Raw genomic sequence first — 22917 nt, forward strand, 5'->3', positions numbered from 1 at the left:
GTTTCTCTTTGATCGATACGCCCTACCAGTAGCGTCGCAGAAACGCTGCCGCCTGCTCGTAGTGCTCCAGCACCTCCGGCACCAGCCCGGCCATACGCAGGAAGTCATGGGTCATGCCACGGCATAGCCGGCTCTGCACGATCACGCCCTGCTCGCGCAGATGCTCGGCATAAGCCAGGCCCTCATCCAGCAAAGGGTCGAACTCGGCGATCAGCAGAAGAGCCGGCGCACTGCCACGCAATTGCCCCTCGGCCAGCAACGGCGAGCAACGCCAGTCACGGCGCTGCGCCTGCTGTTCTGCATAGTGCTGGTAGAACCAGGCCAGTGTCGCGCTCTCCAGCAGATGCCCTTCGGCAAACAGCTCCTGGGATTCGCTGGTCTGGCGGGCGTCCACCGCCGGATAGAACAGCAGTTGCGCGCAGGGCTTTGCCTCCTGCGTGGCAGCCAGCTCGGCACAAACCACGCTGGCCAGGGTCGCGCCAGCACTGTCCCCCCCCAGGGCCACGCGTGCCGGGTCCAGGCCCAGCGCCAAACCGCCTTCTCGCAGCCAGTCCCAGGTATCGCGCACGTCCTCCAGGGCAGCGGGAAAGGGATGCTCCGGCGCCAGCCGATAGTCCAGCGCCAATACCGCGCACTGCGCGCTGATGGTCAATTGCCGACAGACCGCATCGTGCGAGTCCAGGCTGCCGATGCAATAACCGCCGCCATGCAGATAGATCAGCACTGGCAGCGCCGCACCGGCCTGCTCCGGCCGATACAGCCTTGCCGCCAGGTGACCATGGCGCACCTGCGGCGAGACTTGCTCCACAGTACAGGGCGGAGCGAATGGTGGCAGGCTGCGAGAAGCGGCCTCGAACTCGGCACGCGCCTGTGCCACCGGCAACTCATGGGGAGCCGGCCGCCCTGCCCGCCGGCCCTCGTCGACCATATCGAGATAGGCGGCGATTTCCGCGTGCAGCTCGCCAGGTACATTAGAAAGGGCAACACTCATAGCGCGAACGCCTCCTGCGCGGTCTGTGCGCAACAATGATCGATGACTGCCAGCAACTCCTCCTCGAAAGACGCCATGAAGCGCTCGATGCTGGAAGGACGAAACACCTGCCGACTGAACAGACAGCGCAGCGCCAACTCACCGTCGTGCACCTGGCCGACGATCTCCAGCCAGTTGTTCAGCGGCGCGCTCGCGGCATAGGCATCACCGGGCCGCTCATCGAGCAGGCTGAACAGGGCTTCGCCGTCAGCGCTCTGATCGAGCTGGCCCAGGTAGTTGAAAGTGACGCGCGGCTGCGCCTGTGCTGCCAGCCTGCTGCGCATCTGGCCATCGGCCAGATAACGCAACACACCGTAGCCGATCCCCTTGTTCGGCACCGCACGCAGGCGTTGGCGCAGCGCCGTGATGGCCTGGCCATAATCGCCCTCGCCAGCCTCCAGACGCACCGGGAACAGGCTGGTGAACCAGCCCAGGGTGCGGCTGTGGTCGAGGCCATCGAACAGATCCTCACGACCGTGCCCCTCCAACCCGACCAGCACCGCATGCTGCCCACTCCAGCCACACAGTGCGCGACCGAGGGCCGCCAGCAGCAGATCGTTGATCTGCGTGCGATAGGCTTGCGGTGCGACTTTGAGTAGCCGCGTGGTAGTGGTTCGATGCAGGCGCAGACTGATCTGCTCACGCAATGCCACCTGAGCACGACCGCGAGGGTTGTCGCGCGGTGGCTCGCCCAGCCCCTCGCTGGCAGTCTGCTGCAGCCAGTAGGGCAGCTCCTCGCGCACGCTTGGCTGACAGGCGTAGGCCCTGAGACTTTGCGCCCAGTCTCGATAACTGCAGGAAGACGGCGGCTGATCCGGCGCGTCACCGCGCTGCAATGTTCCATAAAGCCGGTGCAGATCCTCCAGCAGAACCCGCCAGGACACACCGTCCACCCCCAGGTGATGGATCACCAGCAACAGTCGGTAGCTGCCATCGGCCAACTGGCTGTAGACAGCCCGCAGCAAACGCCCCTGACCGATATCCAGGCTGCGCTGTGCACTGTTGGCCAGTGCCAGCGCCTCGTCGGCATCGCCCGGTCGCTGATGCCAGAGCAGCGGGTTGGTCTCCAGCCCCAGTTCATCGAGATTGCAGTAACGCTGCCGCCACTGGCCGTCATCGTCCCTGGCGAAGGCCAGGCGCAGGCTGCCATGCTCGGCCAGCAGCAAATGCAGCGCCTGCTCCAGGAGGCTTGCGTCCAGCGGTCGATGGCAAGCCAGCAGCAGGGCCTGGTTGAAATGATCGGGCTCAGGCAGATGCTGGTCGAACAGCCACTGCTGGATCGGCAACAGGCTGAAGTGCTCTCCGTCCTCGGCCGCCTCCGTCACCAGCGTTGGCGTGGACGCGCTGGCCTGCTGCGGGCGCTCCAGCAAAGCCGCGATACTCTGGTACTGCAACAGGTCGCGTAAACGCAGCTCCAGGCCAAGTCCCTCGGCCTGACGGGCACGCGACACCACCTGCAGGCTGAGAATCGAGTCGCCCCCCAGGTCGAAGAAGTTATCGTGGATACCCACCTGCTCGACCTGCAGTACCTGCGCCCAGATATCCGCCAGGATACGCTCGGCTTCATTGCGCGGAGCGACATACCCCGCGCCCTGCCAGCTCGGCTCTGGCAGCGCCTTGCGGTCGATCTTGCCTGCCGGTGACAGCGGCATGCGCTCGAGTCTGAGGATCTGTGCCGGCACCATGTAGTCCGGTAGCTGCGCCCGCAGATCGCTGCGCAACGTGTCGCCATCGACCTCACCGACCACGTAGCCGATCAGTTGCTTGCCGCTGGCGCCTTCGCGAGCCACCACCACCGCTTCGCGCACCTGCGCGTGAGCCTGCAGGCGCGCCTCAATCTCGCCGAGCTCGATACGGAAACCGCGGATTTTCACCTGATGGTCGATACGCCCCACGTACTCGACGACGCCATCGGCGCGTCCGCGCACCAGATCACCGCTGCGATACAGACGCGAACCCGGCTCGCCAAAGGGGTCGGCGACGAAACGCTCGGCGGTCAGCCCTGGGCGCTGGTGATAACCGCGCGCCAGCAGCTCACCGCCAATGTACAGCTCGCCAGCCACCCCCAGCGGTACCGGACGTAGCTGTGGGTCGAGGATGTACAGTCGGCGCGCGCCGACCGCCTGGCCGATAGGGGCATACGCCGCCTGGCAACGGGTGCTCGCATCGGCCTTCCACAGCAGCGGTGTGACCACGGTTTCGGTCGGCCCATAGCCATTGATCAGGTACTCGGCCTTGAGGGTACGGCGCGCCAGCTCGAAGGCGGCTTCAGGCACCGCGTCCCCACCGAAGCAATAGATGCGCATGCTCGGCACATGGCCAAGCTGCGCGGCCTGATCGGCCAATTGCAGCAGGTAAGCCGGCGGGAAGGCCGCGACCGTGACCTGGTGCTCGCGCAGTTGCGCCAGGGTCTGCTCAGCGCTCCATAGCGCCTCCCCACGAATCAACAGACTGCCGCCATGGCTGAGGGTAGTGAGCCAGCGCTCATGGGCTCCGTCGAAGGCGAACGACATGAAGATCAGTTCGCGATCGTCCGGCGTCATGGCGTAACGCTCGCCGATGGCGCGGCAGTGCGCGGCGATCTGTCCATGCGCCACGGCCACGCCCTTGGGCTGGCCGGTGGAACCCGAGGTGTAGATCAGATACGCCAGGTTGCCAGGCTGCACGTTCACCTGGGGCAGCTCGCAGGATTCGGCAGACAGATCGAGCCTGTCCAGCTCCAGGCACACAACACCCTCGGGGACGGGCAGACGCTCACGCAGGCGGCTGTCGGTCAGCAACAAGGTGATGCCGGCGTCCTGCATCTGGAACGCCAGGCGCTCGCGCGGGTAGTCGGCGTCCAGCGGTACGTAGGCGCCACCGGCCTTGAGCACGGCGAGCAACGCCAGCGGCAACTCGACACCACGCGGCAAGGCCACGCCCACGCGCACTTCGGGGCCGACGCCGAAGGCAGTCAGACGCTGGGCCAGGCGGTTGGAGTCCAGTTCCAGACGCTGACGGTCGAGGCTGACAGTCTCGTCGATCAGCACACAACCCTGCGGCCGCTGGCGGTTGTGTCGAGATATAGCCAGGTGTACCGGCTCGAATGCCGTCGGCAGCGATGCCTGACCGTGCAGACGATGGTGCGCCTCGTGTTCGAGCGTGCTCAGGCAATCGAGATCACCGAGGCATTGCTTCCCCCCCTGCAGCATGGCGGCGAGGATCTGCTCGAAGTTGGCGCGGATACGCAGCACCGCATCCTCATGAAAATGGCTGCGCAGGTACTGGTATTCGATCTCCATTCCCTCGCCCAGACGTACGGCCAGATCCATCGGCACGCTGGTCACGTCCTTGGACGCCAGCTCACCGAAGCGCGGCCCGTCGCCACCACCGCGCCGCAACGCCTCATCCACCGGGTAGTTCTCGAACACGATGATGCTGTCGAACAGCGCCTGGCCGCCATGACCCGCCCAGCGCTGGATGTCGTACAGCGGCGTGTGCTCGTATTCGCGCACCTCCAGGTTGTAGGCCTGGAGTGCTCGCAGCCAGTCACCGAGCCCCGCATCCGCCGCTGGCGCCTGCACCACCGGCAAGGTGTTGATGAACAGCCCCAGCAACGTCTCGGCCCCCGCCAGGCCAGTGGGTCGCCCCGCGACGGTGGCGCCGAAAGTGACCCGCTGCTTGCCGGTGTAGCGCTGCAACAGCAGCAACCAGACGCCCTGCAACAGGGTGTTGAGGGTCACGCGCTGCTGCCGGGCAAAGGCTCGCAAGCGCTCGGTCGACGCAGCATCGTAATGACTGTAGGTCACGCCATGGCCACTGCCTTCAGCGGGGCGTGGCAGGCTGTCGGCCAGCAAACAGGGTTCGTCCAACCCGGTCAGGCGCTGCCGCCAGAACGCTTCGGCAGCGTCGCCATCCTGGCGCTGCAGCCAGGCGATGTAATCGGCGTAGCGTGCGACGGGCGCTGGCAGACGCTCGCCGGCATAAACCTGCAGCACCTCCTTGATCAGTTGCGCGCCGCTCCAGCCATCGGTGACCAGGTGGTGCATGGTCCACACCAGTTGCCAACGCCCCTCACCCAGGGCCAGCAGGCTCATGCGCTGCAGCGGTGGCCGGGCCAGATCGAAGCCTTCGGCGCGATCACGCTCGGCAAAGGCGATGACATCCGTCTCGCCCTCGATCACCCGCACCTCGGCGGGCACCTGGCGCTGCACCACCTGCAAGGGCTGGCGCAGCCCGCCCTGCCAGAGAAAGCCGCTACGCAGTGTCGCGTGTCGCGCTACCACCTGCGCCCAGGCTGCCTGCAAACGTGCCGGATCGAGCTGCTCGACCGCCACGCTGATCTGGTTCACGTAGAGCCCTGAGCCCGGGTTATCGAGGGCATGGAACAGCATGCCCTGCTGCATGGGCGACAGCGGGTAGATATCTTCGATGGCAGCGGCAGGCAGGTCGAGGGTATCGAGCTGCACCTGATCGAGACCGGCCAGAGGGAAGTCTGCCGGCGTCACGCCGCCCGCGCCCGGTGTCAGGCAATGGGCGATCAGGGCGCGCAGCTCTGTCAGGTAACGCTGCGCCAGTTGCATGACCGGCGCCTCGTCGAACATCTCGCGGCTGAAGGTAAAGCGCAGGCCCAGACGCGCATCGAGCACCTGACCATCGATGCTCAGCCAGTTGCCCAACGGCGCCTCAGCATCGCGGTTCGGCCCGGCGTTTTCGCCGGCCAGACGCAACAGGGCATCAGCGGCGAAGCTGGCATCGAATTGGCCCAGGTAGTTGAAGGTCACCCGTGGCTCGTGCAGCCCTTCCAGGCCCTGGCCGAGGTGGCGCAGCAGGCCATAGCCGATTCCCCCACGCGGCACCGCACGCAGTTGCTCCTTGACCGCCTTGATCGCCGCATCGGGTTCGCCCTCTGCATGTAAACGGAGCGGGTAAAGGCTGGTGAACCAACCCAGGGTACGGCTCAGGTCGATATCGTCGAACAATGTCTCGCGGCCATGGCCTTCCAGCAACACAGCGGCACTGCTCTGCCCGCTCCAAGCACACAGGGCACGAACCAGTGCAGTCAGCAGCAGATCGTTGACCTGGGTGCGATAAGCAGCTGGAGCCTGTTGCAGCAGGGCACGCGTTTCGCCCTCGTCCAGTTCCAGGCGCAGGGTGTGGGCATGACGCTCGGTCAGGCTGGCATCGGTGCGAGCGCCTGGCAGGCTCGGCGCCTTGACCTCTAGCTGGGCACGCCAGTAATCCTGCTCGGAGGTCAGCTCGGGACTGGCGGCAAGCTCGACCAGACGCTGCGCCCAGCGCTTGAACGAACTGCTGCGCGGCGCCAGGGGCTGTCCCTCGTAATGCGCCTGCAGATCCTCCAGCAACACCCGCCAGGACACACCATCGACGACCAAGTGATGGACGACCAGCAGCAAGCGCTGGCTGCCGTCAGCCATGCTGACCAGCATGGCGCGCAGCAGCGGGCCACACGCCAGGTCGAGGCTACGCTGTGCGACGGCGCAATGATGCTCCAGTTCACTGGCATCGGCCGCTTCACGCAGCCAGAGCACGTTGGCATCCACCAGCTCCGCATGCACGGCATGGCTACCATCGGCAGCGAAGCGCAAGCGCAGAGCATCGTGATGCGTCTGCAACGCCGCCAGGGTTTCGCTCAGACGCCGCGCGTCCAACGCTTCGCGGCAGTGTAGCAGCACAGCCTGGTTCCAATGGGCGCGCTGCGGCATGGGAGTGGCGAAAAACAATCGCTGGATCGGCAGCAACGGCGTCTCGCCCTGCTCCGGCCCCTGCGCGGCCTCGCTTACCGCCTCACGAACAACAGAGGCCAGAGCACGTAGGCTCTGGTGCTGGAACATGTCCTTGGGGGTCAGCTGCAAACCAGCTTGGCGGGCACGGCTGACCACCTGAATGGAAACGATGGAGTCGCCACCCAACTCGAAGAAACTGTCCTCACGCCCCACCTGGGCCACGCCCAGCACGCTTTGCCAGATATCGGCCAGTAGCCTCTCATGTGCCGTTTCTGGCGCCTGGTAATCCGCCTGAACGGTGCTGAACTCCGGCACCGGCAAAGCCTTGCGATCGAGCTTGCCATTCGGCGACAGCGGCATGGCCTCAAGCACCAGGATGCGCGCCGGCACCATGAACTCCGGCAATTGCTCAGCCAGCGCCTGGCGCAACTCCTCGCCGTCGCAACCGGCCACGGCATAGCCCACCAGCTGCTTGCCTTGCGCTGTGTCACGCGCCACCACCACCGCCTCTTCCACCTGCGGATGTGCCTGCAGACGGGCTTCGATCTCACCCAACTCGATGCGCAGGCCACGGATTTTCACCTGATGGTCGATACGTCCGACGTACTCGATGGCTCCGTCCGCCCGCCAGCGCGCCAGGTCGCCGGTGCGATACAGCCGCCCGCCTGCACCGAACGGATCGGCGACGAAGCGCTCGGCGGTCAGCCCCGGTCGTGCGTGATAACCCCGCGCCAGGCCAACGCCGCCGATGTAGAGCTCACCCGCCACACCCTGCGGCACCGGCTCCAGCCAGGGGTCGAGGATGTACAACCGCAGGTTGTCGATGGGCCGGCCGATGGGCACGATGTGCCGTTCGTTTTCCTCGTCGCACGCCCAGTAGCTGACGTCGATGGCCGCCTCGGTGGGACCATAGAGGTTGTGCAGCTTGGCGCGGTGGCGCTGACGGAACTGCTGTTGCAGCTCGTAGGGCAACGCCTCGCCACTGCACATCACCTGCGTGAGTGAAGGGCAGTGTTCCAGCTCGCCCGAGGCGACGAACGCCTGCAACATCGAAGGTACGAAGTGCAGCACGCTGACCTCGCCCTGGTTGATTACCTGACGCAGTGCCAGCGGATCGCGGTGCGCGCCTGGCTCGGCTACCACCAGCCCAGCGCCGGTCAGCAGCGGCCAGAAGAACTCCCACACCGATACATCGAAGCTGAACGGCGTCTTCTGCAGCACGCGATCAGCCGGCGTCAGGCAGTACGCCTTCTGCATCCAGTGCAGCCGGTTTATGAGCGCCTGGTGGCTGTTGCCAGCGCCCTTGGGCTTGCCGGTCGAACCGGAGGTGTAGATCAGGTAGGCCAGGTTGTCCGGCGTACCCTGAATCGGCAGATCGCTCCCCTCCAGCCCCTCCACTTCTGACCAGTCGCTGTCCAGGCAGAACCTACGGGCGTTCGAAGCCGGCAGCGCATCACGCAGATGTGCCTGAGTCAGCAGCAGCGTCACACCGCTGTCGTCCAGCATGTGCTGCAGGCGCTCGTGCGGGTAATCCGGGTCCATCGGCACGTAGGCGCCACCGGCCTTGACGATGGCCAGCAGGGCCACCACCAGCTCGACGCTGCGCTCGGCCGCCACCCCCACCAGTACGTCCGGGCCCACACCTTGAGCGCGCAACCAGCGTGCCAGCTGGTTGGCGCGCTGGTGCAGCTCGCGATAGTTCAGGCGCTGCGCGCCGAACTGCAGCGCCAGGGCGTCCGGGGTTTGCGCGGCCTGCTGCTGCAGCAGCGCTTGCAGTTGCACACCATCGGGGAACGCCGCCTCGGTGGCGTTCCAGCCACCAAGCAGCTGCTCGCGCTCCGCGCCTGCCAGCATCGACAGACGCCCCACCGGGCACTGCGGATCGGCAGCCAATGCCCCCAGTAAATTAAGAAAGTGACCGCACAGGCGCTCGATGGTGGCTGCATCGAACAGATCGCTGGCATAGGCGAACTGCCCGCGCACAGCGCCCTCACGGTTCTCCTCGGTCTGCAGCATCAGGTCGAACTTGGCGATACCGGTCGCCAGCTGCAGAGGCTCCAGCGTCAGTGCCTCACCATCGGCAGCGGGGAGCTCGCACAAGGCATCCTGCGCACTGGGCAAATGGTTGTAGGCCACCTGAAACAGCGGATTGTGGCTCAGGCTGCGTTCAGGTTGCAGGGTTTCCACCAAGCGTTCGAAGGGCAGTTCCTGATGAGCCTGTGCATCCAGGACGGCCTGGCGTACCGCATCGAGCAGATCGACGAAGGAAGCATGTTCCTCGACGTCACCGCACAGCACTTGGGTATTGACGAAAAAACCCACCAGACGCTCGCACTCGGCCCTACCACGGTTGGCCACCGGCACGCCGATACGCAGTTCGCGCTGGCCGCTGTAGCGCACCAGCAGCACCTCGAATGCCGCCAACAGCACCATGAACAGGCTTGCACCCTGGCCACGTGCCAGGCTGCGCAGCTCGCTCACCAACGCCGTAGGCAGTTGAAAGTCCAGCGTGGCACCACGGTAACTCTGCTGCGGCGGACGCGGTCGGTCGCTGGGCAGGGTCAGCAGCAGCGACGGATCGCCGATATGTTGCGTCCAGTAATCGAGCTGACGCTGCTCCTCCCCGGCCGCCATCCACAGGCGCTGCCAGCGAGCATGGTCGGCGTACTGAATCGGCAGCGGCGGCAGGCTGGCACCACGACCGGTGACGCAGGCGCCATAGAGGCTGGTGAACTCGTCGATCAGCACGCCCATCGACCAACCATCGGAGACGATATGATGCAGGTTCAGCAGCAGCAGGTGCTCGCTATCGCTGAGTCGCAGCAGGTGCAGGCGCAGCAACGGGCCATTGGCGAGATCGAAAGGCTGTCGCGCCAACTGTTCCAGACGCACACGTGCGGCGTCCTCACGCTGGTCTGCCGGCAGTTCGGCAAAGTCTTCCTCCAACATGGCCAGAGGCAAGGTCGGCAGGATCACCTGCAACGGCTCGCCACCTTCTTCGCGAAACAGCGTGCGCAGACTCTCATGGCGTGCCACCAATGCCTCGAAAGCCTGGCGCAGGGCCCTAGGATCCAGCGTGCCGCGCAAGCGCAGGGCCGCCGGAATGTTGTAGGCCGCACTGTGCGGCTCCATCTGCCAGAGGAACCACAGGCGGCTCTGCGCCGGTGACAATGGCGCACGCTCACAGGGCTGACGCATGATCGGCAGGCGTTCCAGGCTCACGCCCTTCTCCCGCAGTTGTTGCAGGAAGGTCAGTTGCTTCTCTTCGGGGAGCGCCGCCAGGCGTTCGGCAACGGTGCGCAGTTGTGCATCCAGCATGGTCATCAGAGGTTCTCCAACTCGCCCAGCAATTCGTCCATCAGCTCCAGCTCGGCCTCTTGCGAGGGCGCATTGTCCCGTTGCGCCTGCAGGTGGCTTGCCAACGCCTGGATGGAACTCAACTCGAACAATGCGTGCAGCGGCAACGTCACTCCCAGACGATTGCGCAGGGTCATGCCGACCTGAGTCAGCAACAGAGAATGTCCGCCCAGTTCGAAGAAGTCGTCGTTGATTCCGACCCGCTCGACCTGCAGCACCTGCGTCCAGATCGCCGCCAGCTCACGCTCCAGGTCATTGCGGGGCGCCACGTAACCGACTGCCGAGGTACCGAACTCCGGCGCCGGCAAAGCCTTGCGATCGAGCTTGCCATTCGGCGACAGCGGCATGGCCTCAAGCACCAGGATGCGCGCCGGCACCATGAACTCCGGCAGTTGCTCAGCCAGCGCCTGGCGCAACTCCTCGCCATCGCAACCGGCCACGGCATAGCCCACCAGTTGCTTGCCCTGCGCTGTGTCACGCGCCACCACCACCGCCTCTTCCACCTGCGGATGTGCCTGCAGACGGGCTTCGATCTCACCCAACTCGATGCGCAGGCCACGGATTTTCACCTGATGGTCGATACGTCCGACGTACTCGATGGCTCCGTCCGCCCGCCAGCGCGCCAGGTCGCCGGTGCGATACAGCCGCCCGCCTGCACCGAACGGATCGGCGACGAAGCGCTCGGCGGTCAGCCCCGGTCGTGCGTGATAACCCCGCGCCAGGCCAACGCCGCCGATGTAGAGCTCACCCGCCACACCCTGCGGCACCGGCTCCAGCCAGGGGTCGAGGATGTACAACCGCAGGTTGTCGATGGGCCGGCCGATGGGCACGATGTGCCGTTCGTTTTCCTCGTCGCACGCCCAGTAGCTGACGTCGATGGCCGCCTCGGTGGGACCATAGAGGTTGTGCAGCTTGGCGCGGTGGCGCTGACGGAACTGCTGTTGCAGCTCGTAGGGCAACGCCTCGCCACTGCACATCACCTGCGTGAGTGAAGGGCAGTGTTCCAGCTCGCCCGAGGCGACGAACGCCTGCAACATCGAAGGTACGAAGTGCAGCACGCTGACCTCGCCCTGGTTGATTACCTGACGCAGTGCCAGCGGATCGCGGTGCGCGCCTGGCTCGGCTACCACCAGCCCAGCGCCGGTCAGCAGCGGCCAGAAGAACTCCCACACCGATACATCGAAGCTGAACGGCGTCTTCTGCAGCACGCGATCAGCCGGCGTCAGGCAGTACGCCTTCTGCATCCAGTGCAGCCGGTTTATGAGCGCCTGGTGGCTGTTGCCAGCGCCCTTGGGCTTGCCGGTCGAACCGGAGGTGTAGATCAGGTAGGCCAGGTTGTCCGGCGTACCCTGAATCGGCAGATCGCTCCCCTCCAGCCCCTCCACTTCTGACCAGTCGCTGTCCAGGCAGAACCTACGGGCGTTCGAAGCCGGCAGCGCATCACGCAGATGTGCCTGAGTCAGCAGCAGCGTCACGCCGCTGTCGTCCAGCATGTGCTGCAGACGCTCGTGCGGGTAATCCGGGTCCATCGGCACGTAGGCGCCACCGGCCTTGACGATGGCCAGCAGGGCCACCACCAGCTCGACGCTGCGCTCGGCCGCCACCCCCACCAGTACGTCCGGGCCCACACCTTGAGCGCGCAACCAGCGTGCCAGCTGGTTGGCGCGCTGGTGCAGCTCGCGATAGCTCAGGCGCTGCGCGCCGAACTGCAGCGCCAGGGCGTCCGGGGTTTGCGCGGCCTGCTGCTGCAGCAGCGCTTGCAGTTGCACGCCATCGGGGAACGCCGCCTCGGTGGTGTTCCAGCCACCAAGCAGCTGCTCGCGCTCCGCGCCTGCCAGCATCGGCAAATCCCCCAAATGGCGCTCGGCACTCTCGGCCATAGCCAGCAGCAAGCGCTCGAAGTGCTCACGCAGGCGCTCCACCTGACTGGACGCCAGGCGGTCGGCACGGTAGGCGTAACGGATATCCAGGCACTCGTCAGCACTGGCCACCAGGGCCAGGGCGAAATGGGTGCTCTCGACCGGGCGCTGGCCGAGTACGCGCAGGCTGTCACCGCCGCCAGCAAGCGCACTGTCCATGGGGAAATTCTCGAACACCAGAATGCTGTCGAACAACGCCTGACCCGGCTTGCCGGCCCAGCGCTGGATATCGTGCAACGGGCTGTGCTCGAACTCGCGAACGTGCAGGTTGAGCGCTTGCAGATCTCGCAACCAGTCGCCAACGGCCCATTGCTGCTGGATTTCATGGGCAATCGGCAAGGTATTGATGAACAGGCCGAGCAGGCTCTGTGCACTCGGCAGCTCAGCCGGACGCCCGGCGACGGTGGCGCCGAAGCAGGGTCTCGCCTGCCCGGTGTAGCGCTGTAGAAGCAGCAGCCAGGCACCCTGCAACAGGGTGTTGAGGGTCACGCGCTGGGCCTGGGCAAATTGCTGCAGACCACGGGTCAGTTCGGCGCTCAAACGGCCGTGCACCTCACGCGCTGGCTCTGCGGCAGCATGCCCCAACGCACCAGCCAGCAGGGTCGGTTCGTCGAACGAGACCAGGCGCTCGCGCCAGAAGCGCTCACCGGCGGCGGCGTCCCGAGTTTGCAGCCAGTTGATGTAGTCGCGGTACTGGCCGAACTGCGCCGGCAGCGTTTCACCCCGGTAGAGTGCCAGCACCTCACCCACTTGCCGAGCGCTGCTCCAGCCGTCGGAGATCAGGTGGTGGCAGGTCCACAGCAGGTGGTAGCGGCGCTCACCCAGGCGCACCAGAGTCAGACGCTGCAGCGGCGGCATAGCGAGGTCGAAGCCTTCGGCACGCTCGGCCGCGGCCAGCGCATCCAGTGCTTCGGGCTCGGCGGCCTGCGTGCGCCAGTCGTGTTCACGTACGGGTAGCTCGGCATGACGCAACACGAACTGCAACGGCACACCCGCTTCGGTGAGCACGAAGCCGCTGCGCAGCACGGCATGACGCGCCACAACCTGCTGCCACGCGGCGATGAAACGCGGTGCATCCAGCCCCTCCAGGTCGACCCGCAACTGATTGACGTAAAGACCGGAGCCCGGCATATCGAGCGCATGGAACAACAATCCCTGCTGCATGGGCGACAACGGATAGAGATCGTCCAGATCACTCACGGGCAGATCGAGACTGTCCAGCGTCGCCTGGTCCAGGCCAGCCAACGGCACGTCGCTCGGCGACAGACGCGGCGTGGCGATGCGCACATGGGCCAGCAGCTCGTGCAGCGAATCCTCCAGTCCCTGTACCAGGGCATCGATCGCCTCGGCCGGGAACATGGCCTGGCTGTAGGTCAGCTCCAACTCCAGACGCCCGCCCAGGATGCGACCATTGATCACCAGCCAGTTGCCCAGCGGGGCATTCTGCGGCTGGCTATGACCTGCCGATTCACTGGCAGGGCGCAGCACAGAATCGCCATCGAATTGCTGGTCGAACTGCCCCAGGTAGTTGAAGGTGACACGCGCCTGCCCCGCTGCACTCAGCTCCAGACCATGCTTGCTCAGGTGGCGCAGCACGCCATAGCCGATGCCGGCTCGAGGCACACCACGGATGCTTTCCTTAACCGCACGCAGTGCCTCACCCGGTTCGCCGGTCGGGCGCAGGCGCAGCGGGTAAAGGCAGGTGAACCAGCCAACGGTGCGCGACAGCTCCAGAGGTTCGCCGTCATCGAAGGCGTCACGGCCATGGCCCTCCACTTCCAGCAAGGCCTCCTCGCTCCCCGTCCAGTTGCACAAGGCGCGACCGACAGCCGTCAGCAGGACGTCATTGATGCGCAGGCGCTGAGCGGCCAGGACCGGACCAAGAAGTTCGGAGGTGGCATCGCGGTCCAGAGCAATGTGGCGCTGCCGTGCCTCGCGCCAGGTGGCCGCCGCGTGGCCATCGGCCAGGGGAATCGCCGGGGCATCGGCCAGTTGCGCCAGCCAGTACGGCATTTCGGCGTCCAGTGCCGGACTCGTCGCCAGCGCCTGCTGGCGGGCAGCCCAGACGGCATGCGGGTCGCCTTCGGCCGGTAAAACAACTGGCTGCCCTGCGCGAATAGCACCATAGGCGGCGTGCAGATCTTCCAGCAGCACCCGCCAGGAGACGCCATCCACCGCTAGGTGATGAATCACCAGCAACAGGCGCTCTCCGCCCTCGTCCAGGCCGACGTGCATGGCACGCAGCAATGGGCCATTACGCAGATCCAGGCTGCGCTGGGCTTCGTCACACAGGCGCTCGAGCGTCTGCCGATCAGTTGCATGGCGGCGCCAGAGCAGCGTCAGGTCGAGTGCCCCCATGTCAGCGATACGCAGACGCGCTTGCTCACCATCCAAACGCAGACGCAACGCCGGGTGGCATTGCAGCAAGGCATGCAGCGCACGCTCCAGCGCAGTGAGATCCAGCGGCTCGCTGGCCTCCAGCAGGATCGCCTGATTCCAGTGGTTGCGCAGCACAGCCGGTACACGCTCGAAGAAGCGAGCCTGCACCGGGGCCAGCGGCGCGCCACTGGCGGGCGGTGCGTTGACGGTGGCAGGCGTCGTGGCGACTTCCGACACCTCGCGTGCCTGCAGCCACTGCGCCAGTTGCCGCACGGTCTGCCGCTCGAACAACTGCTTGGGACTGAGCTTGAAACCCAGTTTGCGGATGCGCGCGATGATCTGCAGGCTGAGGATGGAATCACCACCCAACTCGAAGAAGTTGTCTTCGGCCCCGACCCGTTCGACCTTGAGCACCGCCTGCCAGATCGTCGCCAACTGGCTTTCCAGTTCGCTCAGCGGCACCTCCTCGCACGGTTTGCCAGCCATGTCCGGACGCGGCAGTGCCTGGCGATCGACCTTACCATTGGCAGTCAACGGTAAGGCCGGTAGCAGCATCAGTTGCGCCGGCAGCAGATAGTCCGGCACCTGGGCTGCCAACTCCTGGCGCAGCGCTTCGGCCTTCCCATCGGCCACACACCAGGCCAGCAGGCGCAAGGGCCCATCGCCCGCGCTCTCGGCCAGCACCAGAGCATCATGCACACCCGGCAGGCGCTTGAGCACCTGCGCCAGCTCGGCCGGCTCCACCCGATAGCCGCGGATTTTCACCTGTTCATCGAGGCGACCGAGGAATTCGATCTCACCATCGGCGCGCAGGCGCACGCGGTCGCCACTGCGGTAATAGCGCTCATCCTCAAGATGGATAAAACGCTCCGCTGTCAGCTGCGGCAGGCCCAGATAGCCGTCGGCCAGACCGGCACCGGCGATCAGCAGCTCACCCGGCACGCCAAGTGGCAGACTGGCGAGCTGCTCGTCGACCACCCGCACCCGACTATTGGGCAGCGCCCGACCGATAGCTAGATTGCCCTGCGGCAAGGACTCACCGATGCGCCACTCATGGGTCAGCACACCCACTGTGGTTTCACTTGGGCCATAGTGGTTGACCACCCGCAAACCTGGCGCCAGCTCACGCACACGCGCCAGCAGTGGTGCGCCGCAGGCTTCGCCGCCGAGCACCAGCAGACGCAGCGGCAAGACCTCGACCGGCTGCGGCGCGGCGGCCAGCAGGCCGCTGAGATGGCTGGGCACGATCTTCAGCACGGCGACGGCACGAGCCTGAATGAAGGCGGCGAAACGCTCGGCATCGGCCACCTCCTCGGCGCTGGCCAGGCACAGCCGCCCACCACTGCATAGCGCACCGAACAGGCTGGTATGGCCGAGATCGGCCGCCACCGACGACACCATCGCCCAGCCCTCCCCGGGCTGGCTGTCCAACCGTGTCAGCACGCCCTGCACGTAGTTGGCCAGGGCACCGTGGCTAACCACTACGCCTTTGGGCTGCCCCGTGGAGCCGGAAGTGAAGATCACATAGGCCGGGCTGGCCGCGTCGATGACCACGGCAGGCGCCTGCGCTGCAAAGTCCGACGGCCCTCCGGCCTCGACCAGCATTGCCTGATCCGGGAACAGCGCCGCAGTTTCACGCTCGCTCACCAGCACGCAGCGCGCCCCACTCTCGGCCAGTAGTTGCTGCAGACGCTTACTCGGCAATGCCGGGTCGAACGGCACGTAGGCAGCACCTGACTTCAGCACCCCCAGAAGCATCAGCAGCCAGCGTGCGCCGCGCGCCTGGCAGAGCGCGACGCGCTCACCCTGGCCGACTCCCCGGGCGCGCAAGGCATTGGCCAAACGGTTGGCCGCGGCGTCCAGCTCAGCATAACGGTATTGACCATCCCAGGCCTCGACTGCCATTTCGCCCGGGCGTGCCACGCACTGTCGGTTGAACAACTGCAGTACATCAGCGGACGGCCACGGGCGGCGCTCGCCGGCCAGTTCCGAACGCAGTTCGGCTGGGACCAGAGTCAGTTGTTCGAGTGGCTCGGATGGCCGGGCGCAGAGTTGTTCCAGTTGCCAGGTGAAGGTAGCGACGATGCGTGCCACCGTGCTGACGTCGAACAGATCCTGGGCAAAGACGAAGCTGCCGCGCAGATGGCCGTCCTCGCTGGCCTCGGCCATGTCCAGGGCCAGATCGAAACGCGCACCGTACTGCTGTTCACTGAACAGTTGCAGCTTCAGCGGGCCGGCATCCGGCAGGCGGCTGACGTCGAAACCGAAGTTGAACTTGACCTGCGCCAGAGGGTTCCAGGCCAGGCTGCGCTCCGGTTGCAGCGCCTCGACCAGTTGCTCGAAGGGCACATCCTGATGTGCCTGTGCACCCAGTGCCAACGGCTTGAGCGCAGCCAGCAGATTGCTGAAGGAAGCCTGCACGTCGACTCGGCAGGGGTAGACCAGGGTGTTGACGAAGAAGCCGATCAGCCCCTCGGTTTCCAGTTGCTGGCGGTTGGCGACCGGCACCGCGACACGCAGATCAGCCTGGCCGCTGCAACTGCGCAGCAAGACGCCATAGGCGCCCAGCAGCAACATGAACAAGGTGACGTCGTGGCTGCGCGCCAACGCCCTCAGGCGCTCGCTCAGCGCCGCATCCAGCTCGAAGCTGAGACTGCCGCCACGGTAGCTCTGCTGCGCCGGACGCGGGCGGTCGCATGCCAGGTCGAGGCGCGGATTGTCATGCCCCAGTTGCTGTACCCACCAGGCCAGTTGTCGCTCACCCTCGCCATCGGCGAGCAGGCTACGCTGCCACTGGGCGTAGTCGGCGTACTGCACCGGCAGCGCCGGCAGCGCCGCCTGGTTGCCTACCAGCGCGGCACTGTACAGCGCGGCGAATTCATCCATCAGCACACGGATCGACCAACCGTCGGAGACGATATGGTGCAGGGTCAACAGCAGTACATGATCCTCTGCGGACAGGCGCAGCAGCGTCAGGCGCAGCAGCGGGCCGTCACGCAGGTCGAACGGGCGCCCGGCTTCCTCTTCGGCCAGGCGATGCGCCTGGGCCTCGGCATCGCCGTGGGCGGACAGATCCAGGCGTACCATGGGCAGTTCCAGCCGCGCATGGATGACCTGGCACGGCTCGCCCTCACGCTCGTCGAAGGTGGTGCGCAGTGTCTCGTGACGCGCCATCAATTCCGCGAATGCCTGGCGCAACGCACCCTCGTCCAGCGCGCCGCGCAGGCGCAGGGCGCCAGGGACATTGTAGGCAGCACTGTGCGGTTCCATCTGCCAGAAGAACCACAGGCGCGCCTGCGCCGGGGACAGCGGTAGCACGCCATCACGCGGCACAGTGCGCAATGGCGGGCGGCTGTCGCGCTCGCCAAGCGCCGCCACAGCGGCGGCAAAGGCATCCAGCCGCGAGGCCTCGAAGATCATCGGCAGCGGACACTCGACGGCGAGGAGTTGGCGTATCCGCGATACCAGCCGGGTCGCCAGCAGCGAATGACCACCGAGTTCGAAGAAGTCATCCTCACGGCCGACTCGCGGCAGCTCGAGCAACTCGGCCCAAAGCGCTGCCAGCTGGCTTTCCAGGCCCTCGCGTGGCGCGCTGTAGTCGTCATTGACGTCCGCCACTTCGGGCAAGGCCTTGCGGTCGATCTTGCCATTGACGTTCAGCGGCAACTGAGCCAGCGCGATGATCTGCGTGGGCACCATGTACTCGGGCAGTTGCTCGCGCAGCGCCGTCTTGAGCGCTTCGGTCGCCTGCAGCGGCGCCACGTAGGCCACCAGCCGGCGCCCTGCCATACCGTCGCGACAGACCACGGCCGCTTCGCTGACCCCATCGTGCATGCGCAGGCGTGCTTCGATCTCGCCGGGCTCGATACGGAAGCCGCGAATCTTGACTTGCTGATCGACGCGCCCGAGGTAATCGAACGAGCCATCTTCACGCCAACGCACACGGTCGCCGGTACGGTAGAGACGCCCACCCGTCATGCCGAAGGGATCGGCAACGAAGCGCTCGGCGGTCATCCCAGGACGCTGGTGATAACCGCGCGCCAGCAACTCACCGCCGATGTACAACTCGCCGACCACACCGCGCGGCAGCGGTTGCAGGTGCTCGTCGAGTACGTACAGGTCTCTAGCGCCCACTGCCTCGCCGATGGGCGCATAAGCGGCACCACAACGACTGGTAGCATCGGCCTTCCACAACAGGGGCGTGACCACCGTTTCGGTAGGCCCATAGCCATTGATCAGGTGTTCCGCCTTGAGGCTGCGCCGCGCCAATTCGAATGCTGCCTCGGGCACCGCGTCACCACCGAAGCAATAGATGCGCATGCTCGGCGCATGGCCAAGGCGTGCCGCCTGTTCGGCCAGTTGCTGCAGGAAGGCCGGCGGGAAGGCCGCAACCGTCACCTGATGCAGCTTGAGGCGTTCCAGGGTCTGCTCCGGCGTCCACAACGCAGCACCACGAATCAGCAGACTGGCGCCGTGGCTCAGTGCAGTTAGCCAACGCTCGTGAGCCCCGTCGAAAGCAAACGACATGAAGATCAGCTCGCGGTCACTCGGTCGCATCGCATAACGCTCACCGATGGCGCGGCAGTGTGCGGCGATTTCGCCATGCGCTACAGCAACGCCCTTGGGCTGGCCAGTGGAGCCGGAGGTGTAGATCAGATAGGCCAGGTTGGCCGGGTGAACCCGTGAAGCGGGGCATTGCGCCGGCCAGGCGGCATCATCGAAACGGTCTAGATCCAGGCGCTGCACCGAATCGCCAATCGGCAGCTGCTCGGCCAGCGCTGACTGACTGATCAACCAGCCGATACCGGCATCCTCGATCAGCCAGGCCAGGCGTTCGCGGGGATGATCCACATCCAGCGGCACATAGGCGCCGCCGGCCTTCATCACGGCCAACAGGGCCAGCGGAATATCCACGCCGCGCGGCAAGGCCACGCCAACCCGTGCCTCGGGGCCGACACCCGCCGCGACCAGAGCCTGGGCCAGGCGGTTGGCGCGCGCATCCAGTTCAGCGAAGCTCAGGCTGCGTTGCTCATCTTGCAGCGCGATAGCCTCCGGCTGGGCGGCAGCCTGGGCTGCGATAACCGTCGCCAGCGGCTCGAAAGCCTCAGCACTGGCCGGTACTGCACGGCGCCACAGCGCTTCGTCGAGCCAGGCACCCGCCTGCAACGGCGCATCCGCCGGCTGCTTCGGCAGTGCACGCAGCAGCGCGAGGAACTGCTCGGCCATGCACGCCATACCGGTAGCGCAATAGCGCTCGGCAGCGTAGCAGAAGCTCAGCTCGAGGCCGGCCTGGCTCTCGCGTACGCGCAACACCAGGTCGAAGGGGGTTTCCAGATCGATCTGACGCAGGCTTTCCACGTTCAGCCCCTGCAATGCCACCGTTCCCCGTACCTGATGGTCGAACGCCACCTGGCAGAGTGGATGGCGACCGTGACTGCGATCTGGCTGCAACGCCTGCACCAGTTGCTCGAACGGCAGATCCTGATGAGCCTGGGCATCCAGCAACCCATCGCGCACCTGGCGCAACAGCGCACTCAGGCTCGGGTTGGTCGAAAGGTCGCAGCGCAACACCAGCAGATTGACGAAGAAGCCCACCAGACGTTCGCTGGCGAGCTGTTCACGCCCAGCCTGGGTAAGACCGATGCGCAGATCCTGCTGGCCGGTAAAGCGCTGCAACAACAGGTTGAACGCCGCCAGCAACAGCATGGCCAAGGTCACACCATGCTGCTGGGCCAGCTGACGCAACTCCCCGCTCAAGACATCGTCGAGACGCTGCTCGATGAGGCCGGCACGACGTCCACTCTGGCGAGTCGTGTCGACCAAGGTGTATGGCAACTCAAGCGGCGGATGTTCCTGCCCAAGGTAAGTGCGCCACCACTGCAGCAGTCGTGCGCTCGCTCCACCGTCCAGTACCTGCTGCTGAGCGGCGGTGATGTCGACGTACTGATGGCTCAACTGCGGTAGCTGCGCAACCTCACCTTGCAGACGCGCCGCATAGCACGCCGAAAACTCCTCCAACAGCAGGTTCAGCGAGGCGCCATCAGAGATGATGTGGTGCATGCAGAGCAGCAGCGCCTGACGGCCTTCGCCCAGGTGCTGCAGACGCAGACGTAGCAACGAGCCGCTGACCAGATCGAAGGTTTCGGCAGCGAATTGCAGCGCATCGCCCTCGGCAGTGCTCGGCTGACCACTCAGATCGATCTGACTGAACGGCACCGGCGCGACGTCGGTCAGGTGCAGGCGAACTTCGCCATCACTGTCCTCGACGAAACGGCTGCGCAGCGTCTCGTGACGCAATTGCAGATCGACGAATGCCTGTTGCACTGCGTCGACATTCAGCTCGCCGCGCACCGTCAGACCACCGGCGATGTGGTACAGCGGGCTGTGCGGCTCCAGCTTCCAGAGGAACCAAAGACGGCGCTGGGCCGGCGACAGCGGCAGCGTGCCATGGCGATCCAGACAGGTCACTTCGGCGCAGGCCGGTGTATCGACAACATGACTGGCCAGCGCAGCGACGAAAGCGCCCAATACCGGCGCCTCGAACAGCAGGCGCGGCTCCACTGCGCGGCCATGACGCTCACGCAGGCGTGCCAGTAACTGGGTCGCCCGCACCGAATCACCACCGAGGACAAAGAAGTGATCGTCACGTTCGACCGCCTCCACCTGCAGCACCTCGCACCAGAGAGCAGCCATGGCCTGCTCTGCCTCGCTCAGCCGAGCAGTGTTCACCCGATCGCCTTCCACCAGTTGCCCGGCACGCTGTACCGCGTAAGCCGACAAGGTGCCATCAGCCAATTGCTGGCGGCATGCAGAGCGCTGCAGCTTGCCGCTGGAAGTCTTTGGCAACGCGCCCGGTTCCAGCAGCGCCACGAGCAGCGGTGCTTCCTGGAAACTGTCGGCGACGGCCGCCGAGATAGCCTTGATCAGCGCGGCAGCCGGTATCAACTTGCGCACACTGCGGCCAATCTCGGCGGCTATACCGATCCCCTCGCGACCGTTGTGCTCCACAGCGAATGCAGAGATGCGGCCCTTGCGCACCACATCCACTTCTTCTTCGACACAGCGTTCCAGATCCTGCGGGTAGAGGTTCTGGCCACGCACGATGATCATGTCCTTGAGCCGCCCGGTGACGTACAGCTCATCGTTGTGCAGGAAGCCCAGGTCGCCGGTACGCAGCCAGACGCGCCCATCGCGCTCGACGAAAGCACGCTCACTGGCCTCGGGGTTGCGCCAATAGCCCAGCGCAACGCTGGGGCCACTGCTCCAGATCTCGCCAACCTGCCCAGGCCCCAGAGATGCGCCGCTGTGTGGATCGACCAGTTGCACCTCATGCTCGGGCTGCAGGTGCCCGCAACTGACCAGCAAGGTGCCGCGGCCGGGGCGCCCCAGGTTACTGGCCAGTGCCGTCGGATCCACCTCCAGCAAACCGATACCTTTACCGCGTTGGCCACCGGCAACGAACAGGGTCGCCTCGGCGAGGCCGTAGGAGGCATAGAGCGCATCGGAATCGAACCCAACCCGCGCGAAGGTGGTAGCGAAGCGCTCCAGGGTGTCCGGACGAATCGGTTCGGAGCCGGAGAAAGCCAGGCGCCAGCGGCTCAGATCAAGCCCCTCCATGGCGCCCTCACCGATGCGTTCGCAGCACAGCCGGTAGGCGAAATCCGGGCCACCACTGACCGTACCGCCGTAACGGGAGATGGCCTCCAACCAGCGGCGCGGACGCTCGAGGAAGTAGCGCGGCGACATCAACACACAAGGAATACCGCTATAGATCGGCTGCAGCAAACCACCGATCAGCCCCATGTCGTGAAACAGCGGCAGCCAGCTGACCATCACGTCATCGGCACAGATACCCAGGCCATGGCGAATCAACCGCTCGTTAGCTAGCAGGTTGCCATGGCTGACCTGCACCCCCTTTGGTGTCGAGGTGGAACCCGAGGTGTATTGCAGGAAGGCGATATGCGCACCAGTCAGCTCCGGCATCTGCCATGCCAGCCCCAGACCGGCCGGCGTGTGGTCAACGGCCAGCAGCTGCGGCGTGGCACCACCGACAACCTGACAGGCCGGACGCAGGGCGTCCAACAAACTGGAATCGGTGAGCACCAGGCTCGGCTCGGCGTCACCGAGAATGGCCTGCAAACGCGCCAGGTGCTGCGGCCGCACGGACTCGGGCGGATACGCCGGCACAGCGATGATGCCGGCATACAGGCAAGCAAAGAAGGAAACCACGTATTCCGTGCTGCTGTGCATCAGCAAAACGGCGCGATCACCGGGTTGGCCATGCTGCAGCAACCAGACAGCCAAATCACGTGCGCGCTCATCCAATGCACGGTAGGTCAGTGCTTCGTCCACCCCTTCAGCGATAAAACGCAGAGCGATATCGCGCGGCGTTTCAGCGGCACGCTGGACGAGCGCCTCAACCAGGTTGGTGGCAGCGTCGTAACGATCATTCATGGCATCACCTTGAATCGCGATGGGTGCACTGCACCCGCCGTGTGAAATGGAA

General features: G+C 65.6%; 3 protein-coding genes. All 3 read right to left on the bottom strand.

Features of this window, described 5'->3' with window-relative positions; genetic code table 11:
• Positions 1-22 precede the first annotated feature (22 nt).
• From FIV02_RS15590 to FIV02_RS15600, 3 genes are read right to left on the bottom strand one after another with little or no spacing between them, the layout of a single operon-like run.
• The gene (locus tag FIV02_RS15590; protein ID WP_152489131.1) at positions 23-991 is read right to left on the bottom strand and encodes an alpha/beta hydrolase; all 969 of its coding nucleotides are present in this window, start codon (positions 989-991) and stop codon (positions 23-25) included.
• Complete coding sequence (locus FIV02_RS15595; RefSeq protein ID WP_152489132.1) at positions 988-10080, bottom strand: non-ribosomal peptide synthetase; 9093 nt, start codon at positions 10078-10080, stop codon at positions 988-990. Before FIV02_RS15595 ends, FIV02_RS15590 begins: the two co-directional genes overlap by 4 nt.
• Complete coding sequence (locus tag FIV02_RS15600) at positions 10080-22865, bottom strand: non-ribosomal peptide synthase/polyketide synthase (protein ID WP_152489133.1); 12786 nt, start codon at positions 22863-22865, stop codon at positions 10080-10082. Before FIV02_RS15600 ends, FIV02_RS15595 begins: the two co-directional genes overlap by 1 nt.
• Between the last annotated feature and the right edge of the window lie 52 nt (positions 22866-22917).

It is taken from the genome of Pseudomonas sp. THAF187a, assembly GCF_009363395.1.
In the GTDB taxonomy this organism is placed as follows: Bacteria; Pseudomonadota; Gammaproteobacteria; order Pseudomonadales; family Pseudomonadaceae; genus Aquipseudomonas; species Aquipseudomonas khazarica.

Bases quoted from the DNA above. Each gene is read 5' to 3' on its own strand.
- FIV02_RS15595 (WP_152489132.1), bottom strand. From the start codon at position 10,080: ATGACCATGCTGGATGCACAACTGCGCACCGTTGCCGAACGCCTGGCG.
- FIV02_RS15600 (WP_152489133.1), bottom strand. From the start codon at position 22,865: ATGAATGATCGTTACGACGCTGCCACCAACCTGGTTGAGGCGCTCGTC.
- FIV02_RS15590 (WP_152489131.1), bottom strand. From the start codon at position 991: ATGAGTGTTGCCCTTTCTAATGTACCTGGCGAGCTGCACGCGGAAATC.